Here is a 24,208-nt window from a genome sequence, read left to right as displayed (position 1 = left end):
AAATAAGTAACAGTTCACTTAAAAAAGAAAATTAAGCAGCGAAGGTTAGCTTGAACCATCATCTCTTAAATAGGTATAAATGAATTCATTTATACACCCTACCGATAGATAAATTATAATCTATTAAAATAAATAATGAATTAGTAAGATTAGTTCATCGATTTACTCTACTTTGCTTGTTTGGGTTTTTTCTATTTTATGGTTTTTATGGTGTTAATTTGGCTGTACAAACAGTATGTGTTTATCATTTAAATATTAATAATATCAATAGATAAGGTGTTATAAGCTATTTTTTCTGATAAAAAAGTAGTTTATCACCATTTTAAAATTTCGTCTAAAATTCATTCGAATGGTTATTTTTATATATAAAAATTGTTAAATTGATGTTTTATTTTATTGTACTTATAATGAGTAAATCAACTTAAGATATTACATTAGATATAAAATTTGTTTATAAATAGAATTTTCAATGGAAAGAACACAGTCCAAGGTGTCGTTAATAACATAAGCTGTAATTATTAACTGACTGTATTTCATGTAAATATGATTTGTGTATCAAAGGTGGGTAACATGAAAAAGGCAAAAAGCGCTAATCATAAGATTTTTGATCAAATTCTTTCTGTAAATAAGCAGAAAGAAAACGAATTTAACAATGGGCAAGATGGTGCAATTATTCTTTCTATACTTGTGATGTTTTTTGTACCATTTTTACTATTAAATACAGCAAGAATTTATTTTGGAATAGATTACAGCTTTGTCGCTGTGATCTCCATGTTGGCGGTTAGTGCTATCATCACATACACATTGTATAAGCGTCTAAAAATGGATTCTAAATTTGCTGAGAAGCATATTGTATTAGACCAATTATTGATGTGTTATACGCCAAAAAATAAAGCAGAGTTTAAGAGCCTTCAAGAAGAGAGAAAGGCAAACCCATCAAGTACTTATTCACTTGTTGAAGATTGGGCTAGTAGAGAAAGACTGCACTATGCAAATTAGCACACACTAATAATCTAATAAATGTTTGCATATCCCTCGGCTACTTTTAGTTAGTTGGGGGATTTTTTTATCTATTGCAAAGGCTAGCCCCACATTGAGGGCTAGGTTAATAAAAATAACTAATTCCAGTTTTTACCTAGAAGGTATGCAACTTCGAGAGATTGCATTCTGTTGAGTCTAGGGTCACATAATGACTTATACTTATAACTAATATCTTCTTCGCTGATCTCAGGAATACCCCCAGTGCACTCAGTAACATCTAGTCCTGTCATTTCTAAGTAGACACCTCCTGGATGTACTCCTGCTTCCTTTAATATATGAATGAACTGAATCATTTCATCAGTAATATCCGTAAAATAGCGTGTTTTATATCCTTCTTTGGCATTTTTAGTATTACCATGCATAGGGTCAATCATCAAAATGACAGGCTCTCTACTGGACTGAATTGATTTTATGAGAGCAGGGAGCTTTTGTTTAATAACCCCTGCTCCCATTCTAATGATGAGAACTATTTTTCCTTTCTCTTGACTAGGATTTAATTTCTTTATTAATTTCAGCAACGTATCTGATGTGATATTTAGTCCGCATTTGATACCAATAGGGTTTTTTATCCCTCTTAACTATTTGATATATAATTGTTATTCATTGTTATTCATTGTTATTCATTGTTATTTAATTATTTACGTTATATAGAATAAAAAAAACGGCATAAATAGCCGTTTTTTATTCTATATAATTATGAGCGATCGACGTTAATGCGATTTTCCTTGTTCAATACCAAGCCCAATCTGTGAACGAATAAATTGTTCTTTAAAGCGCTCCCTTTCCATTTTCCCTTGTTCTGAATTATCTGTTACAGAGAATAACCATGAAGCAATAAATGCCACGGCCATGGAAAAGATTGCTGGATATTCATAAGGATAGATTGGTTTTTCATGATGAAGAATACTAACCCAGATAGTTGGCCCTAAAATCATTAAGACAACGGCGGTAATTAAACCGAACCAACCCCCTGCCAATGCTCCACGAGTGGTCAGTTTGCGCCAGTACATTGAGAGTAGAATGATTGGGAAATTACAACTTGCTGCAATTGAGAAAGCTAAACCGACCATGAAGGCAATGTTTTGTTTTTCAAACAGAATGCCCAACCCGATGGCAACAAAACCTAAGATAACAACGGTAATTTTAGATACGCGTAATTCATCTTTTTCATCAGCTTTACCATTTTTCATTGCCATCGCATATAGGTCATGAGAAACCGCGGAGGCACCTGCTAAGGTTAAACCAGCAACAACAGCAAGGATGGTGGCGAATGCAACTGCAGAAATAAAGCCTAAGAAGAAATTACCACCAACTGCATCAGCAAGATGTACTGCGGCCATATTGGTGCCACCAATTAATGCCCCAGCAGCATCTTTAAATGCAGGATTGGAACTTACAAGAACGATAGCACCAAAACCAATAATAAAGGTTAAGATGTAAAAGTAACCGATAAATCCAGTGGCATAGAACACACTTTTACGTGCTTCTTTAGCGTCACTAACGGTGAAGAATCGCATAATAATGTGAGGAAGGCCAGCTGTACCAAACATTAATGCTAAGCCAAGGGATAAGGCGGATATCGGGTCGGAAACCAGCCCTCCAGGACTCATGATAGCAATACCATTTTTATGAACTTCTACGGCTTCTTTAAATAAGGTATTAAAGTTAAAGCCAACATGCTTCATAACCATAACAGCCATGAATGTTGCACCAGCTAATAACAAGATGGCTTTAATAATTTGAACCCAAGTAGTGGCTAACATTCCACCAAATAGGACATATAGCACCATCAATATACCCACAATAACAACCGCGACGTGGTAATTGAGACCAAATAACAATTCAATTAATTTACCCGCACCAACCATTTGAGCAATAAGATACAGTGCAACAACAACCAGAGAGCCAACCGCAGATAGAATACGAATTGGTCTTTGTTTTAATCGATAAGAAGCGACATCAGCGAAGGTATAACGACCTAAATTACGTAAGCGCTCGGCAATTAAGAATAGAATGATCGGCCAGCCAATTAAGAAGCCAATCGAGTAAATCAGGCCATCGTAGCCAGAAGTATAAACTAGGGCGGAGATCCCTAAAAAGGAGGCTGCAGACATAAAGTCGCCAGCGATAGCCATCCCGTTTTGGAAACCGGTAATTTTCCCGCCTGCAGTATAGTAATCAGAGCGAGAACGCGTTCTTTTTGACGCCCAGTAAGTTATATATAAGGTAAAGCCGACAAACAGTAAGAACATCACAATCGCCTGAATATTCACAGGCTGGCGTTCAACATCCCCTGTCAATGCATCGGAAAACGCCATTGAGGAGGTAAAAAAGAGAATGAGTGAGAGCAATATTTTCATTTTTCTACCTCTTTTAAAATTTCTGCCGTTAAACGGTCGTATTCACCGTTAGCTCGGATAACGTAAAGCCCCGTTAGTACAAATGAAATGACGATCAGCCCTACACCAACAGGGATTCCTCTTGTGATATATGAACCTTCGGATATTGGTGTTCCAAGCCAGCTTGGGTCAAAAGCGATAAGAAAAATAAAACCAACATACAGCACGAGCGTTATTATTGATAACAACCATGAAAAGCGACTACGTTTTCTAACCAGTTCTTTAAAGCGAGGGTTATCCTCTACCTTTTCGTAAGCAGTAGCATTCATCAGAGTTCTCCTCTGTTATACTCGTTATACTTCAAATTGCAGCTTTGTTGACTACACTCACTCACACGAGTTACATACTTATGTATGCCCCTCGTGCTTCGTTCGCTTGTCGCCTAGCTACCCCTCGAATTATTTAGAGTAAACCATCTTGTTGGGATGTATGTAAGGCCGCCTCTATGAGTTGGCCTTTTGGCGTTATGACATACTCATAGACTGTTTTTCTTCGAGTAGTTTTTCGACAACACCAGGGTCGGCCAGCGTGGAGGTATCTCCGAAATTACTGGTGTCTCCTGATGCAATTTTTCGTAGGATGCGACGCATGATTTTACCGGAACGGGTTTTGGGTAGTGAATCCGTCCAGTGAAGTACATCCGGGGTGGCAATAGGGCCGATTTCCTTACGAACCCAGTTGCGAACTTCGGTGTATAGCTCTGGTGATGGCTCAACCCCAGATATTAATGTGACATAAGCATAGATTGCTTGGCCTTTAATATTATGAGGAATACCGACCACGGCAGCTTCAGCCACTTTCGGATGTGCAACGAGTGCTGATTCTATTTCTGCGGTACCTAAACGGTGGCCCGAAATATTCAGTACATCGTCAACACGGCCTGTGATCCAGTAATAACCATCTTCATCACGACGAGCACCATCACCACTAAAGTACATGCCTTTAAAGGTTGAGAAATAGGTTTGCTCGAAGCGTTCGTGATCGCCAAATAAGGTTCGGGCTTGGCCCGGCCATGAATCAACAATCACTAAGTTACCTTCTGTGGCGCCTTCGATAGGTTCACCAAGGTTATCGACTAATGCAGGGCGAACACCAAAGAATGGCAATGTTGCAGACCCTGGCTTTAACATGGTTGCCCCTGGAAGTGGTGTGATCATAAAACCACCTGTTTCGGTTTGCCACCATGTATCAACTACTGGGCAGCGGCTATTACCAATTTTTTTGTAGAACCACTCCCAAGCTTCAGGATTAATGGGTTCCCCCACTGAACCGAGAATTCGTAATGAGCTGCGATCTGTACCTTCAATGGCTTTATCTCCTTCGGCCATTAATGCACGGATAGCAGTTGGAGCAGTATAAAGGATATTGACTTGGTGTTTATCAACCACTTGGCTCATTCGGTTAACTGCTGGGTAATTAGGTACCCCTTCGAACATTAATGTTTTAGCACCATTGGATAATGGCCCATATAACAAATAGCTATGGCCTGTAACCCAGCCCACATCTGCAGTACACCAATAGACCTCACCTGGATGGTAGTCGAAGGTGTATTTAAATGTCAGTGTGGCATAGACTAAATAACCGCCAGTGCTATGCAGAACGCCTTTCGGCTTACCTGTAGAACCAGAGGTATATAAGATGAATAGCGGGTCTTCTGCGTTAATTTCTTCTGGAGGGCAATCTGCACTGACCCCTTTGATGACGTCGTGCCACCAGAGATCACGGCCTTCTACCCAGCTCGGTGCGTTGCCTGTGCGTTGGTAAACAATCACATTAGAAACCGTAGTGACTTGCGGGTTAGCGAGTGCGTCATCCACATTTTTCTTTAATGGAATTGCACGACCCGCTCGTAAGCCTTCATCTGCAGTGATGATTAGCTTCGCTTTGCAGTCAATAACGCGACCAGAGACCGCCTCAGGGGAGAAACCAGCAAAAATGACTGTATGTATCGCTCCAATACGAGCACAAGCCAGCATCGCGACAGCAGCTTCAACAACCATCGGCATGTAAATGGCGACAACATCGCCTTTACGAATACCTTGTTGTTTCAAAACATTAGCAAACTGACAAACATCATGGTGCAGTTCGCGGTAAGTGACATTTTTTGACGATGAGGGGTCATCGCCTTCCCAAATAATCGCAGTTTGGTCGCCTTTTTCAGCCAGATGGCGGTCCAAACAGTTTGCACTTAAATTTAATGTACCATCTTCAAACCAGCGGATATCAATATGGCCGGGGTCAAAAGAGGTGTTCTTGACACGTGTATACGGTTTAATCCAATCAACGATTTTTCCTTTTTCGCCCCAAAATCCTTCAGGGTCTTGAATCGAGCGTTGGTACTCATCGTTATACTGTTGTTCGTTTATCAGGGCATTTTTTGCAATTTCAGCAGGAACGGGATGTTTAGTTATTTGAGTCATATTATTATCTCCTTGCAGATGTTAATACTATGTCAAAAAATGGTTAACTAAAGCACGATTTTTAAATTTGTTTTTCTTTTGCGCGGAAGATCACGTATTAATTGTAATGAGATTTGCAGGATTATCATTTGATGCTAAATATCAAATTGAAATATAAAGCTAAAAATATAATAAAAGGTAGATTTAAAGAAAAATAAACGATGGGGTTATTGGTATTAGTTACTGAATAAAGGAGTTCTCATAGCGAATATAAATATCCATATATTTACTATGGGTTTGATAATGATTTTCATTAACAGTAAAATAACTATAATAGATAGTAATTCACAAGGTGCGAAGTTACGCAAGTGTTTACCCTATGAGCCTTGTGGTAAAAATGAGAAACATAGCGGTATTTACGTCACTGGAGACAATAATATGAGTTATACATTACCTGCTTTACCTTATGCTTATGATGCGCTGGAACCACACTTTGACAAGCAAACCATGGAAATCCACCATACTAAGCACCATCAAACCTATGTGACTAACACCAATACAGCGTTAGAAAAACTGCCTGAATTAGCGGGTTTAGATATCGATGTTTTGATTCAAAAATTGGACCAAATCCCAGCTGATCAACGTACGTTTGTTCGTAACAACGCAGGTGGCCACTCAAACCATAGTCTGTTCTGGAAAGGTTTGAAATTAGGTACTGAATTAAAAGGCGAACTGAAAGCTGCGATTGAGCGTGATTTCGGTAGCGTTGATGCATTTAAAGAACTGTTTGAAAAAGCAGCTGCAACACGTTTCGGTTCTGGCTGGGCATGGCTGGTTCTGAAAGATGACGGTAAATTAGCTGTCGTTTCAACTGCTAACCAAGACAGCCCATTAATGGGTGAGGCTATTTCAGGCGTATCTGGTTACCCAATTATCGGTTTAGACGTGTGGGAACACGCTTATTACCTGAAATTCCAAAACCGCCGCCCTGATTATATTAAAGCATTCTGGTCAGTTGTGAACTGGGATGAAGCAGCGGCACGTTTTGCAGCAAAAGCTAAATAATTTTATAAGATAATTTATTTGCCATAAGCGCAGCATTAATGCTGCGCTTTTTTATTTTGTAGCCCATCTGATTGTTATCTCTACTGGCATTCTTTATGATGGAAGTTCTATTACTTTGCTAAGTGGAGAGCACTGTTCATGTCATATTATCCCCAAGTCTTTATCGGTAAAGTCCAAGCAACCCAGTCTTGTGGGCACAGCGCTATCCATAAGCAAGCTGCCGACGGGTTACTGGTATTAGGGCAATTGGGGCTTGATGGTGATGAACAAGCTGAAAAACGCCACCATGGTGGGCCTGATAGAGCACTTTGTCATTATCCACGTGACCATTATGATTTCTGGGTCAATGCATATCCTGATTTAGCCGATTTATTTGTTGCCTCTGCATTTGGGGAAAATATATCAACGTTGGGTATGACTGAAGAAAACGTATTTATTGGGGATATTTTTGCATGGGGTGATGCGCGTATTCAGGTCACTCAACCCCGTTCCCCTTGTTATAAGCTCAATGGGTTAACGGGAATTGAAAATTTTGCACAAATAATGCAAGACAATGGGCGTTGTGGTTGGTTGTACCGTGTCATTAAAACAGGCAATGTTAGTGAAAATTCGCCATTAGCGCTATTGAGCCGCAATAGTGATATTTCAGTACAAGAAGCCATTATGATTGCATTTCATGCCCCTTATGATGAGGAACTATACCAGCGCCTGTTAAGTGCCGCAGGGTTATCCGCAAGTTGGAGCTTAACCATGCAGAACCGTTTAGATAACCACCGCATCGAAGAGTTTAAGCACCGGTTGTTTGGTAAGCGTTAATCACAGGTGAAAAGCCATTGTGCGCTTATAGCAAAGAGAGTTTTTATCCATAAGCGCTTGCTAGCAATATAACGTGCGATACTGAAAATGCCTATGTCTTAGGCGTTTGTTGTATAAACTGTTGGTACCACGGGATATTCGCCATTAATTCGAGATGTGTTCCCTGAGCGATAATTTTTCCTTTCTCCATATACACAATTTCATCCGCTTGTCGGGCTAGATTAGGCTGGTGGGTGACGATGATACGTGTTTGTTGTTTTGCTTGAATAATAAGGTCAATCACGGAGGCAGTATTGATGTTATCAAGGCTTGCTGTTGGTTCATCCATTAAAATGATATTAGGATGCTGTAGAATCAGCCTTGCAATACACAGCCGTTGTCTTTGTCCTCCAGAAAGTAGCATACCACCGGCACCTACCTCTTTTTCTAAGAGCGTATGATTGGCAGTGAAATTAAGTTGAGTCAGCAATGCACTGATTGCCCGGTCATCAATATTATCATTATCAAGTGCCAAATTTTGGCGTACGCTACCGCAAAATAAACGGCTATCTTGAAGTAAGACTCCCCGGCGAGCACACAATATTTCTTGTGATAGGTTTTTAATATTTTTATTACCGTAGTTCACACTGCCATGTGTTGGGTCTTGTAAGCGAGCGAGTAAGCTTAATAATGTACTTTTTCCTGCTCCGGATGGCCCTACAATGGCGGTAAGCGTATGTTCCTTAAAGCTAAGACCTATGTTTCTTAAAATGCATTTTTTATTATCACTGTAAAATGATAACTGTTCACAGCTAACGCTATCGATAGTGGGTGTTGATGAACGATAAGGAAATGTTAACACCGGAGCCTGCAAGGCTTTTTCGATTCGTTGAATTGCTTTTTTCATTTGCCTAATTGATTGGTCTAAATGAGAAAGTAACCACATAGGTTCAATTAAGCGCGCTAATAAAACTAACCCTGCTAGCCACATATTTAATGGCATCTTTGCATGATCAACTAAATAAATACCGAACCCAAAGAGCGTAATAAACGCGGTTTGTACCATCAATGAAAATAATAAGTGAAATGGCAAGCTTCTTCGTTGTAGCTGTCTCTGAGTTTGATACTGGGATGCTAAGGCAAATTTGGGATGCAGCTGCTCATAATGGGTATTTGAGCGACGAATCAATGGCTGGTGGAGCGCATATTGGTTGAGTGCACTCATTGCTTGTTGTTCTGATTCATGAGCTGCTCGTTCAAAAAAGGCAATTTTTCTGGCAGATAAGCGTAAAGAGATTAATAACAAAAGGAGTATAAACAGTAAAATAGCGCCAAATGTACCTTGATAGACTAACACGCCAATCACGATAGTACAGGGCGTGACTAACCCACTGATAATAGGATGGAGCAAATGTGCGGGGACAGACATAACCTGTGATACAGGTCCTGAAATTAATTGGTTGCTGTTTGAAATGGGTTGCAATGAAAGGGGCAGATGGCGAATAAGTGCCGTAGCAAGATAGCGCATCACCAATCCCCCTGCAAAATAGCCTTTCTGGGTGGCTATAAATGTTACGGCGAGTGTCGTTAAGCTAGAAAGAGTGAATAGTATTAATGGCATAGAGGTATCAAGGTGCCAATCTAAAATAACGACAAATAAAAATAACCCGCTAATTCCTTCTAAAATAGCGCTTAGCGTCATCCAAAATATAGCATTACGTACGGTGTACAATAAGCGTTTAAGCACAGTTCTCCTCCAATGCACGTAAAAGTTGCTGATAGGGTTCCGAATGTATTGAAAGTTGTTGATGCGAGCCTTGTGCGATTAATTTTCCGTTGTCTAACAATAAGATGCGGTCTGCTAGATTCAAGCTGTTTAAGTCATGGGTAACGAATACACAAGTTCGCGGCTCGCTGTGCAATAAATTAAGCACCCGCTGTGCATTTTGTGGGTCAAGTGCGGATGTTGGTTCATCAAGCAGCAATAAAGGCGCTGGTGATAGCAACGCTCGTGCAATCGCGAGGCGTTGGGCTTCTCCACCGGATAACACTACATCTTGCTCTATTACAGCATCCAGCCCTTTAGGTTGTTGTTTTACCAGTGATAATAAATTGAGTTCACCAAGGTAACGGTACATGTCATCTTCAGTGGCGTTTGGGGCAAATAGCCGTAGATTTTCACGTACAGAACAAGGCAGAGGCGAAGTGCTTTGCATGACGATGGAAACCGTACGGTTCAAACTAGTTAATGATAGCAGTGGTAATGGAATTGAGTTAAAGAGGACATTTCCCTTTGTTGGGTCTAAAAAGCGCGCCATAAGTTGTATTAAGGTGCTTTTTCCCGCTCCAGATGTTCCGACAATAGCAATAAATTCGTTGGGTGCTACGGTGATATTAATATTCGATAATATTGGGTTATCACCTATTCTAACGTCAACTTGGGCAAGTTTGAGCTCACCTTGGGATGGAGTAATTTCCTTTTCTCCGTAATGCATATCCGGTTCAGCTAGAAGTTGGCGAATACGTTCTGATGCGCTAACAGCAAGGTTCAAAGCGTCTGCACCATGCCCCATTGCAGCAACGGGGGCAGCAATACTGCTAATTAATAGAATGAATAAAATGACTTGAGCGAGAGGTACAGGCTCAGAGAGTAATGAAACCCCAAAAATAACCCATAATGACAGCAATGTGCTGCTGATTCCGACTTGGGTCAGTGAGCTCAAGGCGCCTATTTTACTTATCCATCGCTTAAAGGCGATTTCAAATTGGTATAACGCTTGTGATGCTTTTTTTTGAATGGATTGATTGGGATATTGCCTTGCCTGTAGCGGGTTATCTGCAAGTTCAGAATATTGTTCATACAGGGCGCTCATTGTCTGGTTACGTGAGGTATATAGCGCCTGATAACGTATAGAACGCATTTGTTTAAATAAAAAAACCGAGGTGATTAATGGCATCAAGCAAAAAATGGTGAGTAGTGTATTTTGCCATAATAGGATGAGAGTTGCTGTTATTGGGACGATAATTAATTTTGTGATATCTGCGGGGGCATGAGCGGTTAATTGATGTAGCGAACGGACATCACGATCAGCTATTTGCAAAAAGCCATCTCGACCATGTTGGGCAAAGTGGTTTAGAGGGAGTTTTTCTACTTTATCCAGAAGTTGTAGCCTGAGTTGGTGGCAGAGATGGTTATCAGTTTGATGTGTTAAATACAGAGCAAAAGTTTGGCAAATTAGCCAGCTCACACCCCCTATGGATGCAATAACAACCCATTCATAATATTGATGAACGGAAGCGTTGGCAATTTGGCTAATTGCTATCAATGGAATGAGTGAACAGAGGCCTGCGATGGCTTGTAAAATAAGTGCAAATAATAGTGTGAAGCGATAGGGACGAAGTAATTCCCAAAGTGCGCGGTACATGCTAAACCTCCATAGCGAATCGGTAACTTTAATTTATTTCGCTTTGTTATCGTGAATTAGTTGTTTTGCTTACCAGACTATTTGTTTTGTTTGCAGGCCTTATTGGCGGAATTCATTTTTAAAGCGCTTTTTTGGGGTTTTTAGTAAGATGGCGATATTGCGATTAAGAATATTGAGGGGGTGAGATGCAATATGATTTAAATGATCTCTACTATTTTGTGAAAGTTGTGGAATATGGTGGCTTTTCACAAGCGGGTTTGGCTCTAGGGATCCCTAAATCTAAATTGAGTCGACGTATTGCAGACTTAGAGAAAAACCTTAATGTTTCATTGATTTACCGTTCTACTCGCCAGTTTCATGTCACGGAAGTGGGGCAAGTTTTTTATCAGCAGTGTAAAAATGTGGTGGATGAAGCTGAAGTTGCTCATGAATTGATTTGTTCCGTTCAGTCACACCCTAAAGGAACGATCAAGTTATCGTGTCCAGTCGCACTGTTACAAGTCTATCTCAAAGAATTACTTGTAGATTTTATGATAAAGTACCCTGATATTGATGTTCAAATTTTAGCAGTTAACCGCCCTGTAGATGTGATTAGTGAAGGGTTGGATTTAGCTATTCGCGTGCGTTCATTGCCATTAGATGATTCTGGCTTAATGATGAAAGTACTTGGATATTCACGGCGTATCTTAGTGGCTAGCCCGCAGTTATTCGCAGAGCACGGTGAACTCACAGAGCCAGAAAAGCTGGTGGATTACCCGATGTTAGCGAATACAGAGCACTCACAAAATTACACGTTGACCCTCAAAAATAGTCACGATCTTAGCTTTACGCAGCATTTTACCCCTAAGTTAGCGACAACAGATGTCTTAACGCTATACCATGCGGCATGCAAAGGGGTTGGGATCGCAAGGTTGCCTTATGGTGTGGTAGAAAAAGATATTGAATCAGGGAAATTGATAGAGATATTACCGAAATGGCAGTTTCCTGAAGACATCATTCATGCGGTATATCCATCACGCAAAGGGTTGTTGCCATCAATCCAATTATTATTAAATCATTTAGCAGATAATATTTCGCCGTCAGTGAAATAAATTTCCCTGATAGCACATTAGGCTATCAGGGAAATATTTCTCATTTACTGTGTTTCAGGAATGCGGCCAAATTTCCCACTGTTGAAATCATTCACGGCTTCATTGATTTCTTGCATAGTATTCATCACAAAGGGGCCGTAACCAACAACCGGCTCGTTAATGGGATCACCACTGAGCAACAGTACTAAGGCATCTTCTGTGGCTTCTAACAGAATATTACTGTCTGTATCGTCGAGGATCATCAGCTCCCCTTCGTTTAAAGCGGAACGACCATCAACAAATATTGAACCACGTAACATGACTAAACCGACATAGCGTCCCGCTTTGGTTGGGATACCTACCGTTTTACCTTTGTTCAGCTGCAAATCCCATACATCTAATGGACTAAAGGTTTTTGCTGGCCCTTTATTGCCTAAATAGTCACCCGCGATCACTCGCAGTGTACCTGCATCATTGGGTAATGCGACTTTTGGCATACTATGGCTTTCTAACAGCTGGTAGCCGGGGGCCGCTGATTTGTCTTTTGCTGGCAAATTAACCCACAGTTGTACCATATCAAGAGTGCCACCTTGTTTCATGAAGGCGTCAGACTGATACTCTTGATGTAAAATACCCGATGCCGCAGTCATCCATTGAACATCACCTGAGCCTATCACACCGCCTTCCCCCGTAGAGTCATGGTGAGCCACTTCGCCATCATACACTATTGTAACGGTTTCAAACCCACGGTGTGGATGCTCGCCAACCCCCCTGTTTGCTGAATTTGAGCTTGGGAAATCAAAAGGCCCCGCTCTGTCGAGCAAAAGGAATGGGTTGAGGTATTTCCCATGATCGTTATAGCTAAACATTGAACGGACAGGAAAGCCGTCTCCGACCCAATGGCTGCGAGGAGATTGATAGATACCAATAATTTTTTTCATGGTTTTGCTCCTAAAATTGTTTTGATGACTGAATAATAAAGGAGCAAATCATTTGGCAGTAGTGGCAAAAATAGGTTTCATTGTTGCAGTGATAGAACAATAGAATAAAGTCTAATTATTCTATTTATAGAACAGTGTTTATCAAAAACTGGACTACTCAGCCTTAAATTGATGAATTAATCTAAATAACACGAAAACGGAGCGGCTATCGTTCTATTTTTAAATCAAAAACAGATTTCATATTTTATCGATTGAGAGGTTTCATCATGAGTAGCCCAGCTAATTTTAATGGTCAACGTCCTGCTATTAACCCAGAAGATGCGGTGATGTTATTAATCGATCACCAGAGTGGCTTATTCCAAACCGTAGGTGACATGCCAATGACGGAATTGCGCGCTCGTGCCGCTGTTCTGGCTAAAATGGCTTCCCTAGCTAAAATTCCAGTAATAACAACGGCTTCTGTACCTCAAGGACCAAATGGTCCGCTCATCCCAGAAATTCATCAAAACGCACCACATGCACAATATATTGCACGCCGTGGCGAAATTAATGCATGGGATAACCCTGAGTTTGTGGCAGCGGTAAAAGCAACAGGTAAAAAACAATTAATTATTGCAGGAACCATTACCAGTGTTTGTATGGCTTTCCCTGCGATTAGTGCGGTGATGGATGGTTATCAAGTATTTGTAGTCATTGATGCATCAGGCACCTACAGCAAAATGGCGCAAGAAATTACCTTAGCGCGAGTGGTGCAAGCGGGTGTCGTTCCAATGGATACTGCGGCTGTTGCGTCAGAATTACAAGGGACTTGGAACCGTGAAGATGCGGCGGAGTGGGCAATGGCTTACACACAAATTTTCCCTGCTTATCAACTATTAATTGAAAGCTACAGTAAAGCGCAAGAAGTTCTGAAAAATAATGAGCAATTAGATTCTGAACGTTAATTCGCGATAACCCCCCACATTTAACTTACAGAATTAAATCAGGTGGTGGATGGCATATTTGCTCCAACCCATATGTGATATTAATCTAATTGATTGTTATTGAGCATGGTAAAAACGGGAAATTTATCCCGTTTTTTATGAAAAATTTATTTGGGGTAGCAAACATAAACCCAAGCGGGTGGAAAATTGAGATAGACACGTTGTTTTGTAAAATTAAAATAGCGAGAAAACATCTTTTCGCAGGATTGGGTGTATTGAAATAAAATAAAAACCCCTTGCTTGGCAACTAAGCATTGATTCGCTTTCTTCAGAATTCTCATGCCTATCTTTTTATTTAGTGAGAGAAAAGGGATGCCAGAGATAATCACATCATACTCATCTTGAAGATATTCAGCCGAAATGGGGTAAACGATAACTCGGTTATCTTTAATCTGTTGAAGTTGTGTAATAAACGTATTATTAACTTCATAAATATCTAATGATGTATTTAATGAAGACTTTTGCAGTATTTGTTTTGTCATTACGCCATTACCAGCACCTATTTCTGCAAATTTACTTTGTTTGCCCCAATCGATATAACTCAGCATGGTATTACAGAGTGAGCTAGATGATGGAATAATCGACCCCATCTCCCTTGGCGAAGTAATAAATTGCTTTATATATTCTTTGTATGAATTAAGCCATAGCGCATTAATAATAAACATTTGCACCTCCAATTAGGGGTATAAGAATTGTTTATTTACTTCACACGGGTAAACCGCACTCACTACAGAATTTATCGCCATATCGGATCATTGAGCGACATTGTTGGCACTGCATCACGTTACGGTATTGCTGCTCGATCTGCTGTTTATCGTTGTAGTACCCATTATTATGGTCACTGTGTTTGGATGAGTGTCCTTGATTTGAATACCCCCCATGCTTGGATGCCCCACCATGTTTGGAATAGCGTGAACCTCGATTTAACCCAAATAATTTGCTGAAAAATGACATAGGTAATTCTCCGTTATTGAGTGTGTTCACGATTAATATAAACATTAGAGTTAACTCCAGACACAAGGCAAAAAGAGATTAATTACACGATATTACATTTAATTACTGTGGGTAATTAATTTGGCATTTTGAATTGATGGGCTGGGTATTACAGGAGGAAATAGACGTTGTCAGTAGCCTAATGGGGGATGAATTTCCCCCATTACACTTAATTTAAGTGGTGAATATTACAACTGCGGGCGTTTAACGAAGCCAATTGCTTCATAAACTTTATCTAACGTTTCTTGCGCGCGAGCAGCCGCTTTAGTTGCACCTTCATCCATAATTTGGTTGAGCAGCGCTTCATCATTACGGAATTCATGGTAGCGAGTTTGAAGAGTAGTTAACATGCCAGAAACGGCTTCTGCTACAGCACCTTTTAGATGACCGTACATTTGGCCTTCAAATTCTGCTTCGAGTTCTGCGATTTTCTTACCAGTCACGCCCGACATGATATCTAATAAGTTAGAAACACCCGGTTTGTTTTCTAAATCATAACGAATACGCGGTGGCTCTTCGGAGTCAGTCATTGCGCGTTTGATTTTTTTCACGACAGATTTCGGGTCTTCTAATAATGCGATAACGTTGTTACGGTTATCATCAGACTTAGACATTTTCTTGGTTGGATCTTGTAGCGCCATAACACGGGCACCACCACCTGTCGGAATGAATGGATCGGGTACAGTGAAAATATCACCGTAAATAGCATTGAAGCGTTGAGCAATATCACGACTCAATTCAAGGTGTTGTTTCTGGTCAATACCAACAGGCACTTGATTCGTTTGATAAATCAAAATATCTGCGGCCATTAGTACCGGGTAATCAAATAGGCCTGCATTGATATTTTCTGCATGACGGGCCGATTTATCTTTAAACTGAGTCATACGGCTCAACTCACCGAAATAGGTGTAACAGTTAAGCGCCCAGCTCAATTGAGCATGTTGTGGGACATGGGACTGAACAAAAATAGTGCTTTTTTTCGGGTCAATGCCACAAGCTAAATAAAGCGCGAGTGTATCAAGGGTTCTTTTACGCAGCTCGATAGGGTCTTGGCGAACAGTGATAGCGTGCTGGTCAACGATACAGTAAATGCAATCGTAGTCATCTTGCATTTGTACCCACTGACGTAATGCACCCATATAGTTACCGATGGTTAATTCACCGGAAGGCTGTGCGCCGCTGAATACGATTGGTTTTTGGGGTTGCTTTAAATTTTCAGTGGGAGTGCTCATTTAGTTATGTCCTTGCTTATTTTATTTCAGATAACCTAATTGCAGGTAATAAATCAGAAAAATGCGTTAATACACAGTTCGGTTCACTCAGTGCAATAGATTCACCATAGTTATAACCGTAGGTCAGACCGACACACGGGCATTCAGCGCTTTTCGCTGCAATAATATCATTACGAGAATCGCCGACAAAAAGCAATTCTTCTTTACGTAAACCGAATGTTCCCATCGTTAAGTAGAGAGGAGCTGGATGCGGTTTTAAAGCTTTGACATCATCGCTACCCAATACCAGAGAAAAGTAGTGTTCAATGTCTAACTTCTTCAATAATGGAGCAATAAATGGGGTCGCTTTATTAGTTACAATCCCCATAGGCAGGCCATGTTTCGCTAATTGCTCTAAAGTGTCTTTTACTTCAGGGAACAGTTGGCTGCCTGTGGTGACAGATGTTGCATAGAATTTATCAAAACTGGCTCGTGCTCTTTTTTGTAGCTCGGGCGTGATTTCTGCTCCTGCCCAAGAAAGCGCTCGCTCAACTAACACATCAACCCCATTGCCGACCCAAATAGAAACACGTTCTTTACCTGCGGGAGGGAAATTCAATTCGTTGAGCATGTTGTCGATAGCGTCAGCTAAGCCGCTGGCGCTGTCTACGAGAGTGCCGTCTAAATCGAAAGCTATCGCTTTGATATTCTCTAATACAACTTGAGTCATTGAGATACCTTTTGTAATTCGTTACGCATCGCGTCGATGACCGTTTTATAGTCAGGTTGATCAAAAATAGCAGAACCTGCAACGAAGGTATCCGCACCTGCTGCTGCGATTTCTGCGATATTGTTCACTTTGACACCGCCATCGACTTCCAAACGAATATCATAGCCACTCTCATCAATTAATTTACGGACTTGGCGCAATTTATTGAGTGTTTGTGGGATAAAGGATTGGCCACCAAAACCTGGATTGACTGACATGAGTAGGATCATATCGACTTTATCCATCACATAATCAAGGTAGCTAAGTGGGGTTGCTGGGTTAAATACTAACCCTGCAGTACAGCCATGCTCACGAATTAATTGCAGTGAGCGATCAACGTGTTCACTGGCTTCAGGATGGAAACTAATATGGGTTGCACCGGCCTTAGCAAAGTCAGGGATAATGCGGTCAACGGGTTTCACCATTAAATGGACATCGATAGGTGCAGTAATTCCGTAGTCACGCAGTGCTTTACATATAGGCGCTCCAAACGTTAAGTTTGGCACATAATGGTTATCCATAACATCAAAATGCACGATATCGGCACCAGCTGCAAGAACATTGGCAGTATCTTCGCCTAAACGGGCAAAGTCAGCAGATAAAATAGATGGGGCAATGAGAAAGTTTTTCATTATTGTCTCCGATTATTAATCGTTATCTGAGAGCCATTCATCGCTAGGTACAAGGCGCTGCGTTTTTTTCTTATCTATCTTTCTAGGAGAAAGGCTATTTGGTATACCCGGATATAATGCCAGTAACTCATTGACTTTTGTCCGGTTCAATATATTTCTACTGATAGTGCGACGTACTTTTACAATATGTAATTGGGCTTGATGATACCACTCTCTCGTCATCGGCGTATCATGATTTGAGATCAAGACAGGGATTTTGCTTTCTGTTGATAACTTTTGTGCCAAAATCGCTAAGTTTTGTTGTTCAAGCGAATTAAATGAATTCGTATGATACGCGGTGAAATTAGCGGTATCTGATAAAGGTGCATAGGGTGGGTCACAGTAGACAACAGCCCCCTCTTTTGCGTTGAGCAAGGTTTCACCATAATGCTGAGTTATAAACGTCGCATTTTGTGATTTTTCAGCAAACCACAGTAATTCTTCTTTAGGAAAATAGGGTTTTTTATAGCGGCCGAAAGGAACATTAAATTCACCACGAGAATTATAACGGCATAACCCATTATAGCAGTGGCGATTTAAGTATAAAAAAAGGATACTGCGTTTCTCAGTATCGGTTGATTGGTTAAAGGCTTCACGCATTAAATAATATTGTTCGGAAGTATTATATTCAGGTGTGAAGATTTGCTGGGCTTCTTCGATAAAAGAATCAGCACGGTCTTTAACCGTATTGTAGAGGTTGATGAGGTCACTGTTGATATCTGCCAGTATGTAGGAATCATAACTGGTGTTTAAAAACACTGACCCAGCACCAACAAAAGGCTCAATTAAGCAATCACCTTGTGGAAGGTGTTTTTTGATTTCTTCCACAAGGGGGTATTTGCCCCCAGCCCATTTTAAAAAAGCGCGTTTTTTTTTCATGCCGTCTTTATTATTACAATCGTTTAGAGTAATAAATCTATACTCTGTCAGGACAACATAATGCGCCCGGGGAAAAACGTTGTTATTTTTGATCCTGTTTGACTTGTTTCATATTTCTAACCCACGGTTTTTTCGCTTGCACTGCAGCAGGTAAGGTTCCTATTGCATTTTTTGCGTCGGTCACTGAACTATAATTTCCATGAATAAGAACATACCAGGTTTGCCCATTACGTATAGTTTTATAGACTTTGTAATTGGCCAGTTTGTTTTCTTTTGCAAAAGCTTCCAATGTATCAGAGCGGCTTGCGCTGCTGAGTTGTAATGTATAGCTACCTGCTGGCGCAGACATGATATTACTACCTTGGCTACTTGCTGTTGATGCGGGTTTCGCTGGCTGTTTAGTCTGCACAGGATGTTTTTGCTCAACGGGTTTTGCAGGTGTTTTTTCTGGTGTGACTGGTTTAACCACAGGTTGCTGTTCGACAGGTTTAACAGTTGGTGGTGTTAGCTGTGTCGCATTTTGTGGTTGGTTAGTATTTGGCACAGAAACTTGGCCTTGATTTAAGGCATCAACGACATCACCAGGTATTTCGATACGCTCACCCAAGCCATTTGGTTGAGTTTGAGGTTCTCCTTGGGTTGGTGTCGGTGTAATTTGTGAACCAGTAATTTCTTGCGGTTGCCCTGATAACGTTTGACCTTGTGAATTTGTCAACGATGAGGAGCCTGATAAATCGATATTCTGTGAATTATTTGTACCCGTTGTTTGTTGCTTTTCATGCTCTGTAGGGGCCTTTAAAGCTGAGCTGATAGCAATAATGAGCAGCAATAGAACCAGAACACCTACACCAATCATAATATGTTGGCGTGAGAGTGCAATTTTAGGTTTTGCAGCAGATGATGATTGGCGTGAGCGCCCAGTCGGTCTATCCGATGTATCTGGCCTAAGATCATTTTGACCTTGAGGCTGGTTATCTGGTTTAAATTCGTCCATTTTCCTCTCCCGAATAAAATTTGCCTATAGTAGAGATAAAATGTCTCTTATCAGTACAACCTCTTAACGACCAAGCAGGGCATCACTGCTTATTTTAAAGCATATATCCTTTCGTAATACCACGCTAGCCAAAGTGGTATTGATAATACGCTTTTTCAGAGTTTCGTATATAGGCGTAGGCATACCGTATAATTTAACGACTTTAGCGAACATCTACCAGTAACATTTTAAAACGCCAGTAAAAATTCGAGTTTTTCTTCGTTTTATGACATACAGGATGATATTGCCGCAATGACAGTCTGCGTATCAACATCTGAACGCATTTCCGAATGGCCGATAGTGGTAGGTAAAATTAAATGTAGTTTTCCACCCATCACTTTTTTATCTCGCATCATATGTGGGAGATAATCATCGGGCTTCATTTGTGACGGGCCTGTGACGGGAAGTGATGCACGCTCTAAAAGTGTGACCACTCGCTGTGTTTGTTCAGGAGTAAATTGACCAAGTAACTCAGCTGTTTTTGCAGCCATAACCATGCCAGCAGCGACAGCTTCACCATGTAACCAGACGCCATAGCCCATATGCGCCTCGATAGCATGGCCAAAAGTATGGCCTAAGTTCAATAGTGCACGTAACCCACTAGTTTCTTTTTCGTCTGCCGCAACGATTTGTGCTTTTAATTCACAACAACGGCGAATACAGTAAGCCATCGCTTGGTCATCAAGAGCGACGAGAGCATCGATATTATCTTCTAGCCAGCTAAAAAAGTCACTATCGAGGATAATGCCATATTTAATGACCTCAGCTAAACCAGAGGCGAGTTCTCTTGGGGGAAGTGTTTTTAAACAGTTGAGATCAATCACGACAGAAGCGGGTTGATAAAATGCACCGATCATATTTTTCCCTAATGGATGATTGACGGCAGTTTTACCACCGACAGAAGAGTCCACTTGAGATAATAAGGTCGTAGGAACTTGAATAAAACGCACTCCACGCTGATAACTTGCTGCTGCGAAACCGGTTAAATCGCCAATGACGCCCCCACCAAGAGCGATGAGGGTGGTGTCACGGTTATGGTGTTTTTCAAGTAATGCGGTAAATACATCATTCATAATGAATAATGATTTGTATTGTTCACCATCTGGTAGAATGATGGTATCAACTTTTACACCTGAAGATTCAAGAACATGCTTTATCTTATCGAGATAAATAGGGGCAAGAGTTTCATTTGTCACAACCATTGCTCGTTGACCTGCAGTTAATGGCCAAAATGCATCCGTTTGTTGATATAAGCCGGGTGCAATATTGATTGGATAACTACGTTCGTCTAGAGTGACGGTGACTTTTTCCATCTTGCTTTACCTTAAGTTCATTTTTGAAAATAACACCATGAATAATTAGTTTTTTTCTAATAGTTCAATGATTTGGCTGGCAACAACTTTAGCGCTTTGCTCATCAGTATGAATAGTAATATCAGCAATTTCTTCATACATCGGATTGCGTTCGTCAGCCAGTTTCTCAAGAACTTCACGCGCAGGTTCGTCAACTTGTAATAGTGGACGTTTTTTGTCACGTTGTGTACGAGATAATTGTTTCTCAATGGTGGTCTCAAGATAAACAACGACACCGCGAGCGGATAGGCGATTACGGGTCTCTTTGGACTTAACAGAGCCACCGCCTGTTGCTAAAACAATGCCTTGTTTCTCTGTAAGCTCATTGATGATTTTTTCTTCGCGATCGCGAAAGCCTTCTTCACCTTCAAGGTCGAATACCCAGCCTACATCTGCGCCAGTGCGTTTTTCTATCTCGTGATCAGAGTCGAAAAACTCCATATTAAGCTGTTGAGCCAACTGACGGCCAATAGTACTTTTGCCAGCACCCATTGGTCCAACCAGAAAGATATTGCGTTTCTCTGCCATGTTTTTTGGTATTACTACGATTATTCGTTAATGATTACCCGCCCCGCCAATCAGATTAGCGGCGGGACCTAAACTGAAACCTCATAAGTGATGATGTGAGATCAGATAAGAAAATTATCTCAATACATCAACCTGAATTGCAACTATATAAATATGGCACTAAGCAAGCAAAGTGCCATATTTAAAATTGCAGGTTTCTATATTTGAGCCGTCTATGTTGTCTAATACCTTGTTTATCATGGTTTTTAACAGTTTCTAGCTATTGGTATCAGCAAGTTATTTCTGTTAAGTGTAGAGCAACATTAATTGTGGCTGTTTTATAAGCGACTGACAGCTTGTTCTTTAATCTACGGATAGTTAGAACACTCAATGGATAACCTTGTATGCTAAAACGACGTCAGCGTCAAATTTATCCGGTAGGTTTATGGCATAAAAAATATTTTTTTTTGTCATCTTTGACTTATTGCTTATTCAACTATTTGAAGTATATGCGTTATTTTTTCTATATTAAATATTGATAAGTTTTGGTGTTATAAAAACGATAAGGACACGTTTATCTATATGCTCTGCCGTATTTGTGAATAATGTACCTAGAAAAGGAATGTGAGATAAAAAAGGTAACCCCGTCTCTGTTTTTTCTTGTTTTTGTTGAAAAATTCCCCCAAGGATAAGGGTTTCATTATTTTTGATAGTAACGGTCGTTGCGATTTCTTGCTTATTGATGGCCAAGTGATGATGTTGACTGCTAGTGAGTGCAGTATCAGGCGAGTTATGACTAATTTTTAGATTTAACTCAACTTTTTCATCACGCACAATAGCGGGAGTGACATCCATTCCGAGTACAGCGTCTTTAAATTGTACGTGCGTTTTCTTTTCATTACTGGTGACATAGGGGATCTCTGTACCTTGCTGAATACTTGCGGGTTGTTGGTGTGAAGCAACTAAACGAGGACTCGCAATAATAGAAAGCAAATTTTCTTTTTCTAATGCTTTAAGTTTCATTTCAAGTAAACCCTCTCCAAGGCTAAGAACATTGAAGGAAAATTGCCCGGATATTGAAGAGTAACGGTTGTAACGATGTAAATGATTAGTGCTCAGATTTCCCCCTGCCATCATTCCCCATTCTAAACCCAATTCTTGTAATGCAGTTCGGCTGCTACTAATGATATGTGCAGTGATTTGCACTTGTTTATTCGGTATATCTTTATGTTTTATCCATTCATCAATCAGTGCTAACCGATCTGGAACATCTTTAATAATAAGACTGTTTGTTGCGATATCGTGATGGATAGATGCATTTGTTGATAATAATGAAGTATCAGGGTGTTCTAATAGGAGGCGAACCTCTTGGGCATTGACTGAGACTAATTTAAATATTTTTTCGGTTAGTAGTGTTTTACTTGGTGCTATTGGCGCTATTGTAATCTCTGAGGTGGGCTGATTTTCTATTACCAAAGGTGGGGTAAGTGGTGCAAAAGGATCTCTAATTTCTTCGGCAGAGACTAAAAATGAAGACAAAAAGAAGAGTCCCCCAATAATTATCATGAGAATGTTAGTTAGTGAGTTATTCATTATGGTTATCATCCTTGATGGCGAGAGTGTCATTGAAAAATGAAAATGAGATGGCGGTAATGATAATTCCTTGTTTTAAATGTATTTTTATATCGTGGAAATGCCATCTCTGAGTTTGAGGAAGAGTAAGAAGCTGCTCTATAACGTGATAAATAGCAGCAAAATTGCCTTGGAACTCCATAAAATAGGTATTGATATCTGTGGGTTGCAATTGATTAAGTGTGACTGAAGAACGAGAAAGTAAAGTATTTAACTGTGTAAGTAATTCAAGAGGTGCTTCTTTAATATCAATTGATTGCTTTAACAATTGAGCCTGCTTTTCTAGTAGTTGCAACGAAGGTGAGTGGTGAAGAGTTTTTGTTTCTTTTGCAATTGCTTCAATTAAGCTCAGGTTCTCAGTAGCTAATTCCATAATCTGATTTTGATTTTCTTTCCAGTATAAAAAATACCCAGTAATGATACAAAGAGCCATGAAGAACCAAACCGGTAGCGTTTGTTGCCAAAAAGGGCGGTACCAAAAAGAATGTGTAGATTCACTCATCGAGCTCCCCTTGGTATTTGGCAGTTAGGTGTAAACGGTTTAATTGATTCACTCGGCTGATTTTTTTCAATTGAATATCACTTAAACCGGGGTGTCTTTTAAGCTGTACGCCGAGTGAATTGATATCTTGAAAATCATAACTGTTAGCTTTGATCTCTAGTTTGTTATCCATTAACTGTAGATTTGTTAGCCAACTTTTGGGTGGGGTTATAGTTGGAAGATTTTGTAATAGCCTAAGTAAAAATTGGTTATTTTCTATGATGCTATCTACTTGTCTTTTTTTGTTCATCAAACGGTTGAGCTGTGTTTGTTGAGCCGTGATCTGCAATGTTAATTGCTGTATCTGTTCATATTGCAGTTGGCTATTATGCTTTCTATTTTTTAGGTCATCTATTTCAATTTTTTGAAATAAAAGTAAAAAAATACAAGCTATAATTACTGAACAGCAAACTACAAAGCAAAAGAGTAAAAACTCTCGTATCTTCTTTTTTATTTGCCGTTGGCGCCAAGGGAGAAAATTAACTTGGTATAGTTCCATCAG

At 40.2% G+C, this 24,208-nt stretch carries 24 protein-coding genes; 5 read left to right on the top strand and 19 right to left on the bottom strand.

The features are described 5' to 3' along the window. The first annotated feature begins 570 nt into the window (after positions 1–570). Entirely contained in the window at positions 571–999 is a 429-nt protein-coding gene (locus PSF28_RS20910; RefSeq protein ID WP_210836413.1) for a hypothetical protein, read from the top strand. A 119-nt stretch (positions 1,000–1,118) separates the two neighbouring features. Here PSF28_RS20910 and PSF28_RS20905 read toward each other — a convergent pair whose 3' ends face one another. From PSF28_RS20905 to acs, 4 genes are all read right to left on the bottom strand, one after another. After that, positions 1,119–1,610: a 3-deoxy-7-phosphoheptulonate synthase gene (locus PSF28_RS20905; RefSeq protein ID WP_272685602.1), complete on the bottom strand. Its 492-nt coding sequence runs from the start codon at positions 1,608–1,610 to the stop codon at positions 1,119–1,121. 141 nt (positions 1,611–1,751) lie between these two features. Continuing rightward, positions 1,752–3,401, bottom strand: a complete 1,650-nt coding sequence (gene actP, locus PSF28_RS20900) for a cation/acetate symporter ActP (protein ID WP_272685601.1) — start codon at positions 3,399–3,401, stop codon at positions 1,752–1,754. Next, positions 3,398–3,709, bottom strand: coding sequence for a DUF485 domain-containing protein (locus PSF28_RS20895; protein WP_004906633.1), 312 nt, complete (start codon positions 3,707–3,709; stop codon positions 3,398–3,400). Before PSF28_RS20895 ends, actP begins: the two co-directional genes overlap by 4 nt. 195 nt (positions 3,710–3,904) lie before the next feature. Continuing rightward, positions 3,905–5,860, bottom strand: a complete 1,956-nt coding sequence (gene acs / locus PSF28_RS20890; RefSeq protein WP_115166313.1) for an acetate--CoA ligase — start codon at positions 5,858–5,860, stop codon at positions 3,905–3,907. Positions 5,861–6,277: 417 nt separating this feature from the next. Here acs and sodA point away from each other — a divergent pair, with 417 nt between their 5' ends. Further along, positions 6,278–6,904, top strand: a complete 627-nt coding sequence (sodA, locus tag PSF28_RS20885) for a superoxide dismutase [Mn] (protein WP_004906628.1) — start codon at positions 6,278–6,280, stop codon at positions 6,902–6,904. A gap of 138 nt (positions 6,905–7,042) precedes the next feature. Continuing rightward, positions 7,043–7,720: a 6-hydroxyaminopurine reductase gene (gene yiiM / locus PSF28_RS20880; protein ID WP_210836421.1), complete on the top strand. Its 678-nt coding sequence runs from the start codon at positions 7,043–7,045 to the stop codon at positions 7,718–7,720. 91 nt (positions 7,721–7,811) lie between these two features. On the opposite strand, the gene PSF28_RS20875 is transcribed toward yiiM, so the two are convergent. Then, positions 7,812–9,446, bottom strand: a complete 1,635-nt coding sequence (locus tag PSF28_RS20875; protein ID WP_272685600.1) for an ATP-binding cassette domain-containing protein — start codon at positions 9,444–9,446, stop codon at positions 7,812–7,814. Further along, on the bottom strand, positions 9,439–11,124 hold the full coding sequence (locus PSF28_RS20870; RefSeq protein WP_272685599.1) for an ABC transporter ATP-binding protein: 1,686 nt from the start codon (positions 11,122–11,124) through the stop codon (positions 9,439–9,441). The genes PSF28_RS20875 and PSF28_RS20870 overlap by 8 nt, the downstream gene beginning before the upstream one ends. Positions 11,125–11,309: 185 nt before the next feature. Here PSF28_RS20870 and PSF28_RS20865 point away from each other — a divergent pair, with 185 nt between their 5' ends. Beyond that, positions 11,310–12,215 (top strand): LysR substrate-binding domain-containing protein, encoded by a 906-nt coding sequence (locus tag PSF28_RS20865; protein WP_272685598.1) that lies wholly within the window; start codon positions 11,310–11,312, stop codon positions 12,213–12,215. A gap of 44 nt (positions 12,216–12,259) precedes the next feature. Here the strand turns inward: PSF28_RS20865 and PSF28_RS20860 are convergent, their stop codons facing one another. Further along, positions 12,260–13,135 carry a pirin family protein gene (locus PSF28_RS20860; protein ID WP_210836429.1) on the bottom strand — a complete coding sequence of 292 codons (876 nt, stop codon included), beginning with the start codon at positions 13,133–13,135 and terminating at the stop codon, positions 12,260–12,262. A gap of 266 nt (positions 13,136–13,401) precedes the next feature. Here PSF28_RS20860 and PSF28_RS20855 point away from each other — a divergent pair, with 266 nt between their 5' ends. Beyond that, positions 13,402–14,079, top strand: coding sequence for a hydrolase (locus PSF28_RS20855; RefSeq protein WP_102140131.1), 678 nt, complete (start codon positions 13,402–13,404; stop codon positions 14,077–14,079). Positions 14,080–14,225: 146 nt separating this feature from the next. On the opposite strand, the gene PSF28_RS20850 is transcribed toward PSF28_RS20855, so the two are convergent. The 12 genes from PSF28_RS20850 to PSF28_RS20795 form a co-directional block, all read right to left on the bottom strand. Beyond that, on the bottom strand, positions 14,226–14,783 hold the full coding sequence (locus PSF28_RS20850) for a class I SAM-dependent methyltransferase (protein ID WP_210836430.1): 558 nt from the start codon (positions 14,781–14,783) through the stop codon (positions 14,226–14,228). Between the two features lie 40 nt (positions 14,784–14,823). Next, entirely contained in the window at positions 14,824–15,117 is a 294-nt protein-coding gene (locus PSF28_RS20845; RefSeq protein WP_272666508.1) for a hypothetical protein, read from the bottom strand. A gap of 182 nt (positions 15,118–15,299) precedes the next feature. Beyond that, positions 15,300–16,343 carry a tryptophan--tRNA ligase gene (trpS, locus tag PSF28_RS20840; protein ID WP_115166320.1) on the bottom strand — a complete coding sequence of 348 codons (1,044 nt, stop codon included), beginning with the start codon at positions 16,341–16,343 and terminating at the stop codon, positions 15,300–15,302. A gap of 16 nt (positions 16,344–16,359) precedes the next feature. Continuing rightward, the gene (locus tag PSF28_RS20835; RefSeq protein WP_272685597.1) at positions 16,360–17,052 is read right to left on the bottom strand and encodes a phosphoglycolate phosphatase; all 693 of its coding nucleotides are present in this window, start codon (positions 17,050–17,052) and stop codon (positions 16,360–16,362) included. Further along, entirely contained in the window at positions 17,049–17,723 is a 675-nt protein-coding gene (rpe, locus tag PSF28_RS20830) for a ribulose-phosphate 3-epimerase (protein WP_004263207.1), read from the bottom strand. Before rpe ends, PSF28_RS20835 begins: the two co-directional genes overlap by 4 nt. 15 nt (positions 17,724–17,738) lie before the next feature. Continuing rightward, positions 17,739–18,641, bottom strand: a complete 903-nt coding sequence (gene dam / locus PSF28_RS20825; RefSeq protein WP_210836432.1) for an adenine-specific DNA-methyltransferase — start codon at positions 18,639–18,641, stop codon at positions 17,739–17,741. A gap of 82 nt (positions 18,642–18,723) precedes the next feature. After that, positions 18,724–19,635, bottom strand: a complete 912-nt coding sequence (locus tag PSF28_RS20820; RefSeq protein WP_272685596.1) for an SPOR domain-containing protein — start codon at positions 19,633–19,635, stop codon at positions 18,724–18,726. 263 nt (positions 19,636–19,898) lie between these two features. Beyond that, a complete protein-coding gene (gene aroB / locus PSF28_RS20815) occupies positions 19,899–20,987 on the bottom strand; it encodes a 3-dehydroquinate synthase (protein ID WP_272685595.1) in 1,089 nt (362 codons plus the stop codon). A gap of 45 nt (positions 20,988–21,032) precedes the next feature. Next, positions 21,033–21,554: a shikimate kinase AroK gene (gene aroK, locus PSF28_RS20810; RefSeq protein ID WP_004906592.1), complete on the bottom strand. Its 522-nt coding sequence runs from the start codon at positions 21,552–21,554 to the stop codon at positions 21,033–21,035. Between the two features lie 507 nt (positions 21,555–22,061). After that, positions 22,062–23,126 (bottom strand): transporter, encoded by a 1,065-nt coding sequence (locus tag PSF28_RS20805; RefSeq protein WP_210836435.1) that lies wholly within the window; start codon positions 23,124–23,126, stop codon positions 22,062–22,064. Next, positions 23,119–23,667 carry a hypothetical protein gene (locus PSF28_RS20800; RefSeq protein WP_210836436.1) on the bottom strand — a complete coding sequence of 183 codons (549 nt, stop codon included), beginning with the start codon at positions 23,665–23,667 and terminating at the stop codon, positions 23,119–23,121. Before PSF28_RS20800 ends, PSF28_RS20805 begins: the two co-directional genes overlap by 8 nt. Further along, complete coding sequence (locus PSF28_RS20795; RefSeq protein ID WP_210836438.1) at positions 23,660–24,205, bottom strand: PilN domain-containing protein; 546 nt, start codon at positions 24,203–24,205, stop codon at positions 23,660–23,662. Before PSF28_RS20795 ends, PSF28_RS20800 begins: the two co-directional genes overlap by 8 nt. Between the last annotated feature and the right edge of the window lie 3 nt (positions 24,206–24,208).

This window comes from Providencia sp. PROV130 (assembly GCF_028482225.1).
Taxonomy (GTDB): Bacteria; Pseudomonadota; Gammaproteobacteria; order Enterobacterales; family Enterobacteriaceae; genus Providencia; species Providencia rettgeri.
Note: the sequence above shows the minus strand (reverse complement) of the source record. Positions and strands in the feature narration are given on the sequence as shown.

Coding starts and splice junctions, on each gene's coding strand:
- PSF28_RS20795 (WP_210836438.1), bottom strand. CDS start 24,205: ATGGAACTATACCAAGTTAATTTTCTCCCTTGGCGCCAACGGCAAATA.
- aroK (WP_004906592.1), bottom strand. CDS start 21,554: ATGGCAGAGAAACGCAATATCTTTCTGGTTGGACCAATGGGTGCTGGC.
- dam (WP_210836432.1), bottom strand. CDS start 18,641: ATGAAAAAAAAACGCGCTTTTTTAAAATGGGCTGGGGGCAAATACCCC.
- PSF28_RS20835 (WP_272685597.1), bottom strand. CDS start 17,052: ATGACTCAAGTTGTATTAGAGAATATCAAAGCGATAGCTTTCGATTTA.
- PSF28_RS20860 (WP_210836429.1), bottom strand. CDS start 13,135: ATGAAAAAAATTATTGGTATCTATCAATCTCCTCGCAGCCATTGGGTC.
- PSF28_RS20805 (WP_210836435.1), bottom strand. CDS start 23,126: ATGAATAACTCACTAACTAACATTCTCATGATAATTATTGGGGGACTC.
- PSF28_RS20850 (WP_210836430.1), bottom strand. CDS start 14,783: ATGTTTATTATTAATGCGCTATGGCTTAATTCATACAAAGAATATATA.
- acs (WP_115166313.1), bottom strand. CDS start 5,860: ATGACTCAAATAACTAAACATCCCGTTCCTGCTGAAATTGCAAAAAAT.
- PSF28_RS20870 (WP_272685599.1), bottom strand. CDS start 11,124: ATGTACCGCGCACTTTGGGAATTACTTCGTCCCTATCGCTTCACACTA.
- PSF28_RS20855 (WP_102140131.1), top strand. CDS start 13,402: ATGAGTAGCCCAGCTAATTTTAATGGTCAACGTCCTGCTATTAACCCA.
- PSF28_RS20845 (WP_272666508.1), bottom strand. CDS start 15,117: ATGTTTATATTAATCGTGAACACACTCAATAACGGAGAATTACCTATG.
- PSF28_RS20895 (WP_004906633.1), bottom strand. CDS start 3,709: ATGAATGCTACTGCTTACGAAAAGGTAGAGGATAACCCTCGCTTTAAA.
- PSF28_RS20800 (WP_210836436.1), bottom strand. CDS start 23,667: ATGAGTGAATCTACACATTCTTTTTGGTACCGCCCTTTTTGGCAACAA.
- PSF28_RS20820 (WP_272685596.1), bottom strand. CDS start 19,635: ATGGACGAATTTAAACCAGATAACCAGCCTCAAGGTCAAAATGATCTT.
- yiiM (WP_210836421.1), top strand. CDS start 7,043: ATGTCATATTATCCCCAAGTCTTTATCGGTAAAGTCCAAGCAACCCAG.
- actP (WP_272685601.1), bottom strand. CDS start 3,401: ATGAAAATATTGCTCTCACTCATTCTCTTTTTTACCTCCTCAATGGCG.
- sodA (WP_004906628.1), top strand. CDS start 6,278: ATGAGTTATACATTACCTGCTTTACCTTATGCTTATGATGCGCTGGAA.
- rpe (WP_004263207.1), bottom strand. CDS start 17,723: ATGAAAAACTTTCTCATTGCCCCATCTATTTTATCTGCTGACTTTGCC.
- aroB (WP_272685595.1), bottom strand. CDS start 20,987: ATGGAAAAAGTCACCGTCACTCTAGACGAACGTAGTTATCCAATCAAT.
- PSF28_RS20910 (WP_210836413.1), top strand. CDS start 571: ATGAAAAAGGCAAAAAGCGCTAATCATAAGATTTTTGATCAAATTCTT.
- trpS (WP_115166320.1), bottom strand. CDS start 16,343: ATGAGCACTCCCACTGAAAATTTAAAGCAACCCCAAAAACCAATCGTA.
- PSF28_RS20865 (WP_272685598.1), top strand. CDS start 11,310: ATGCAATATGATTTAAATGATCTCTACTATTTTGTGAAAGTTGTGGAA.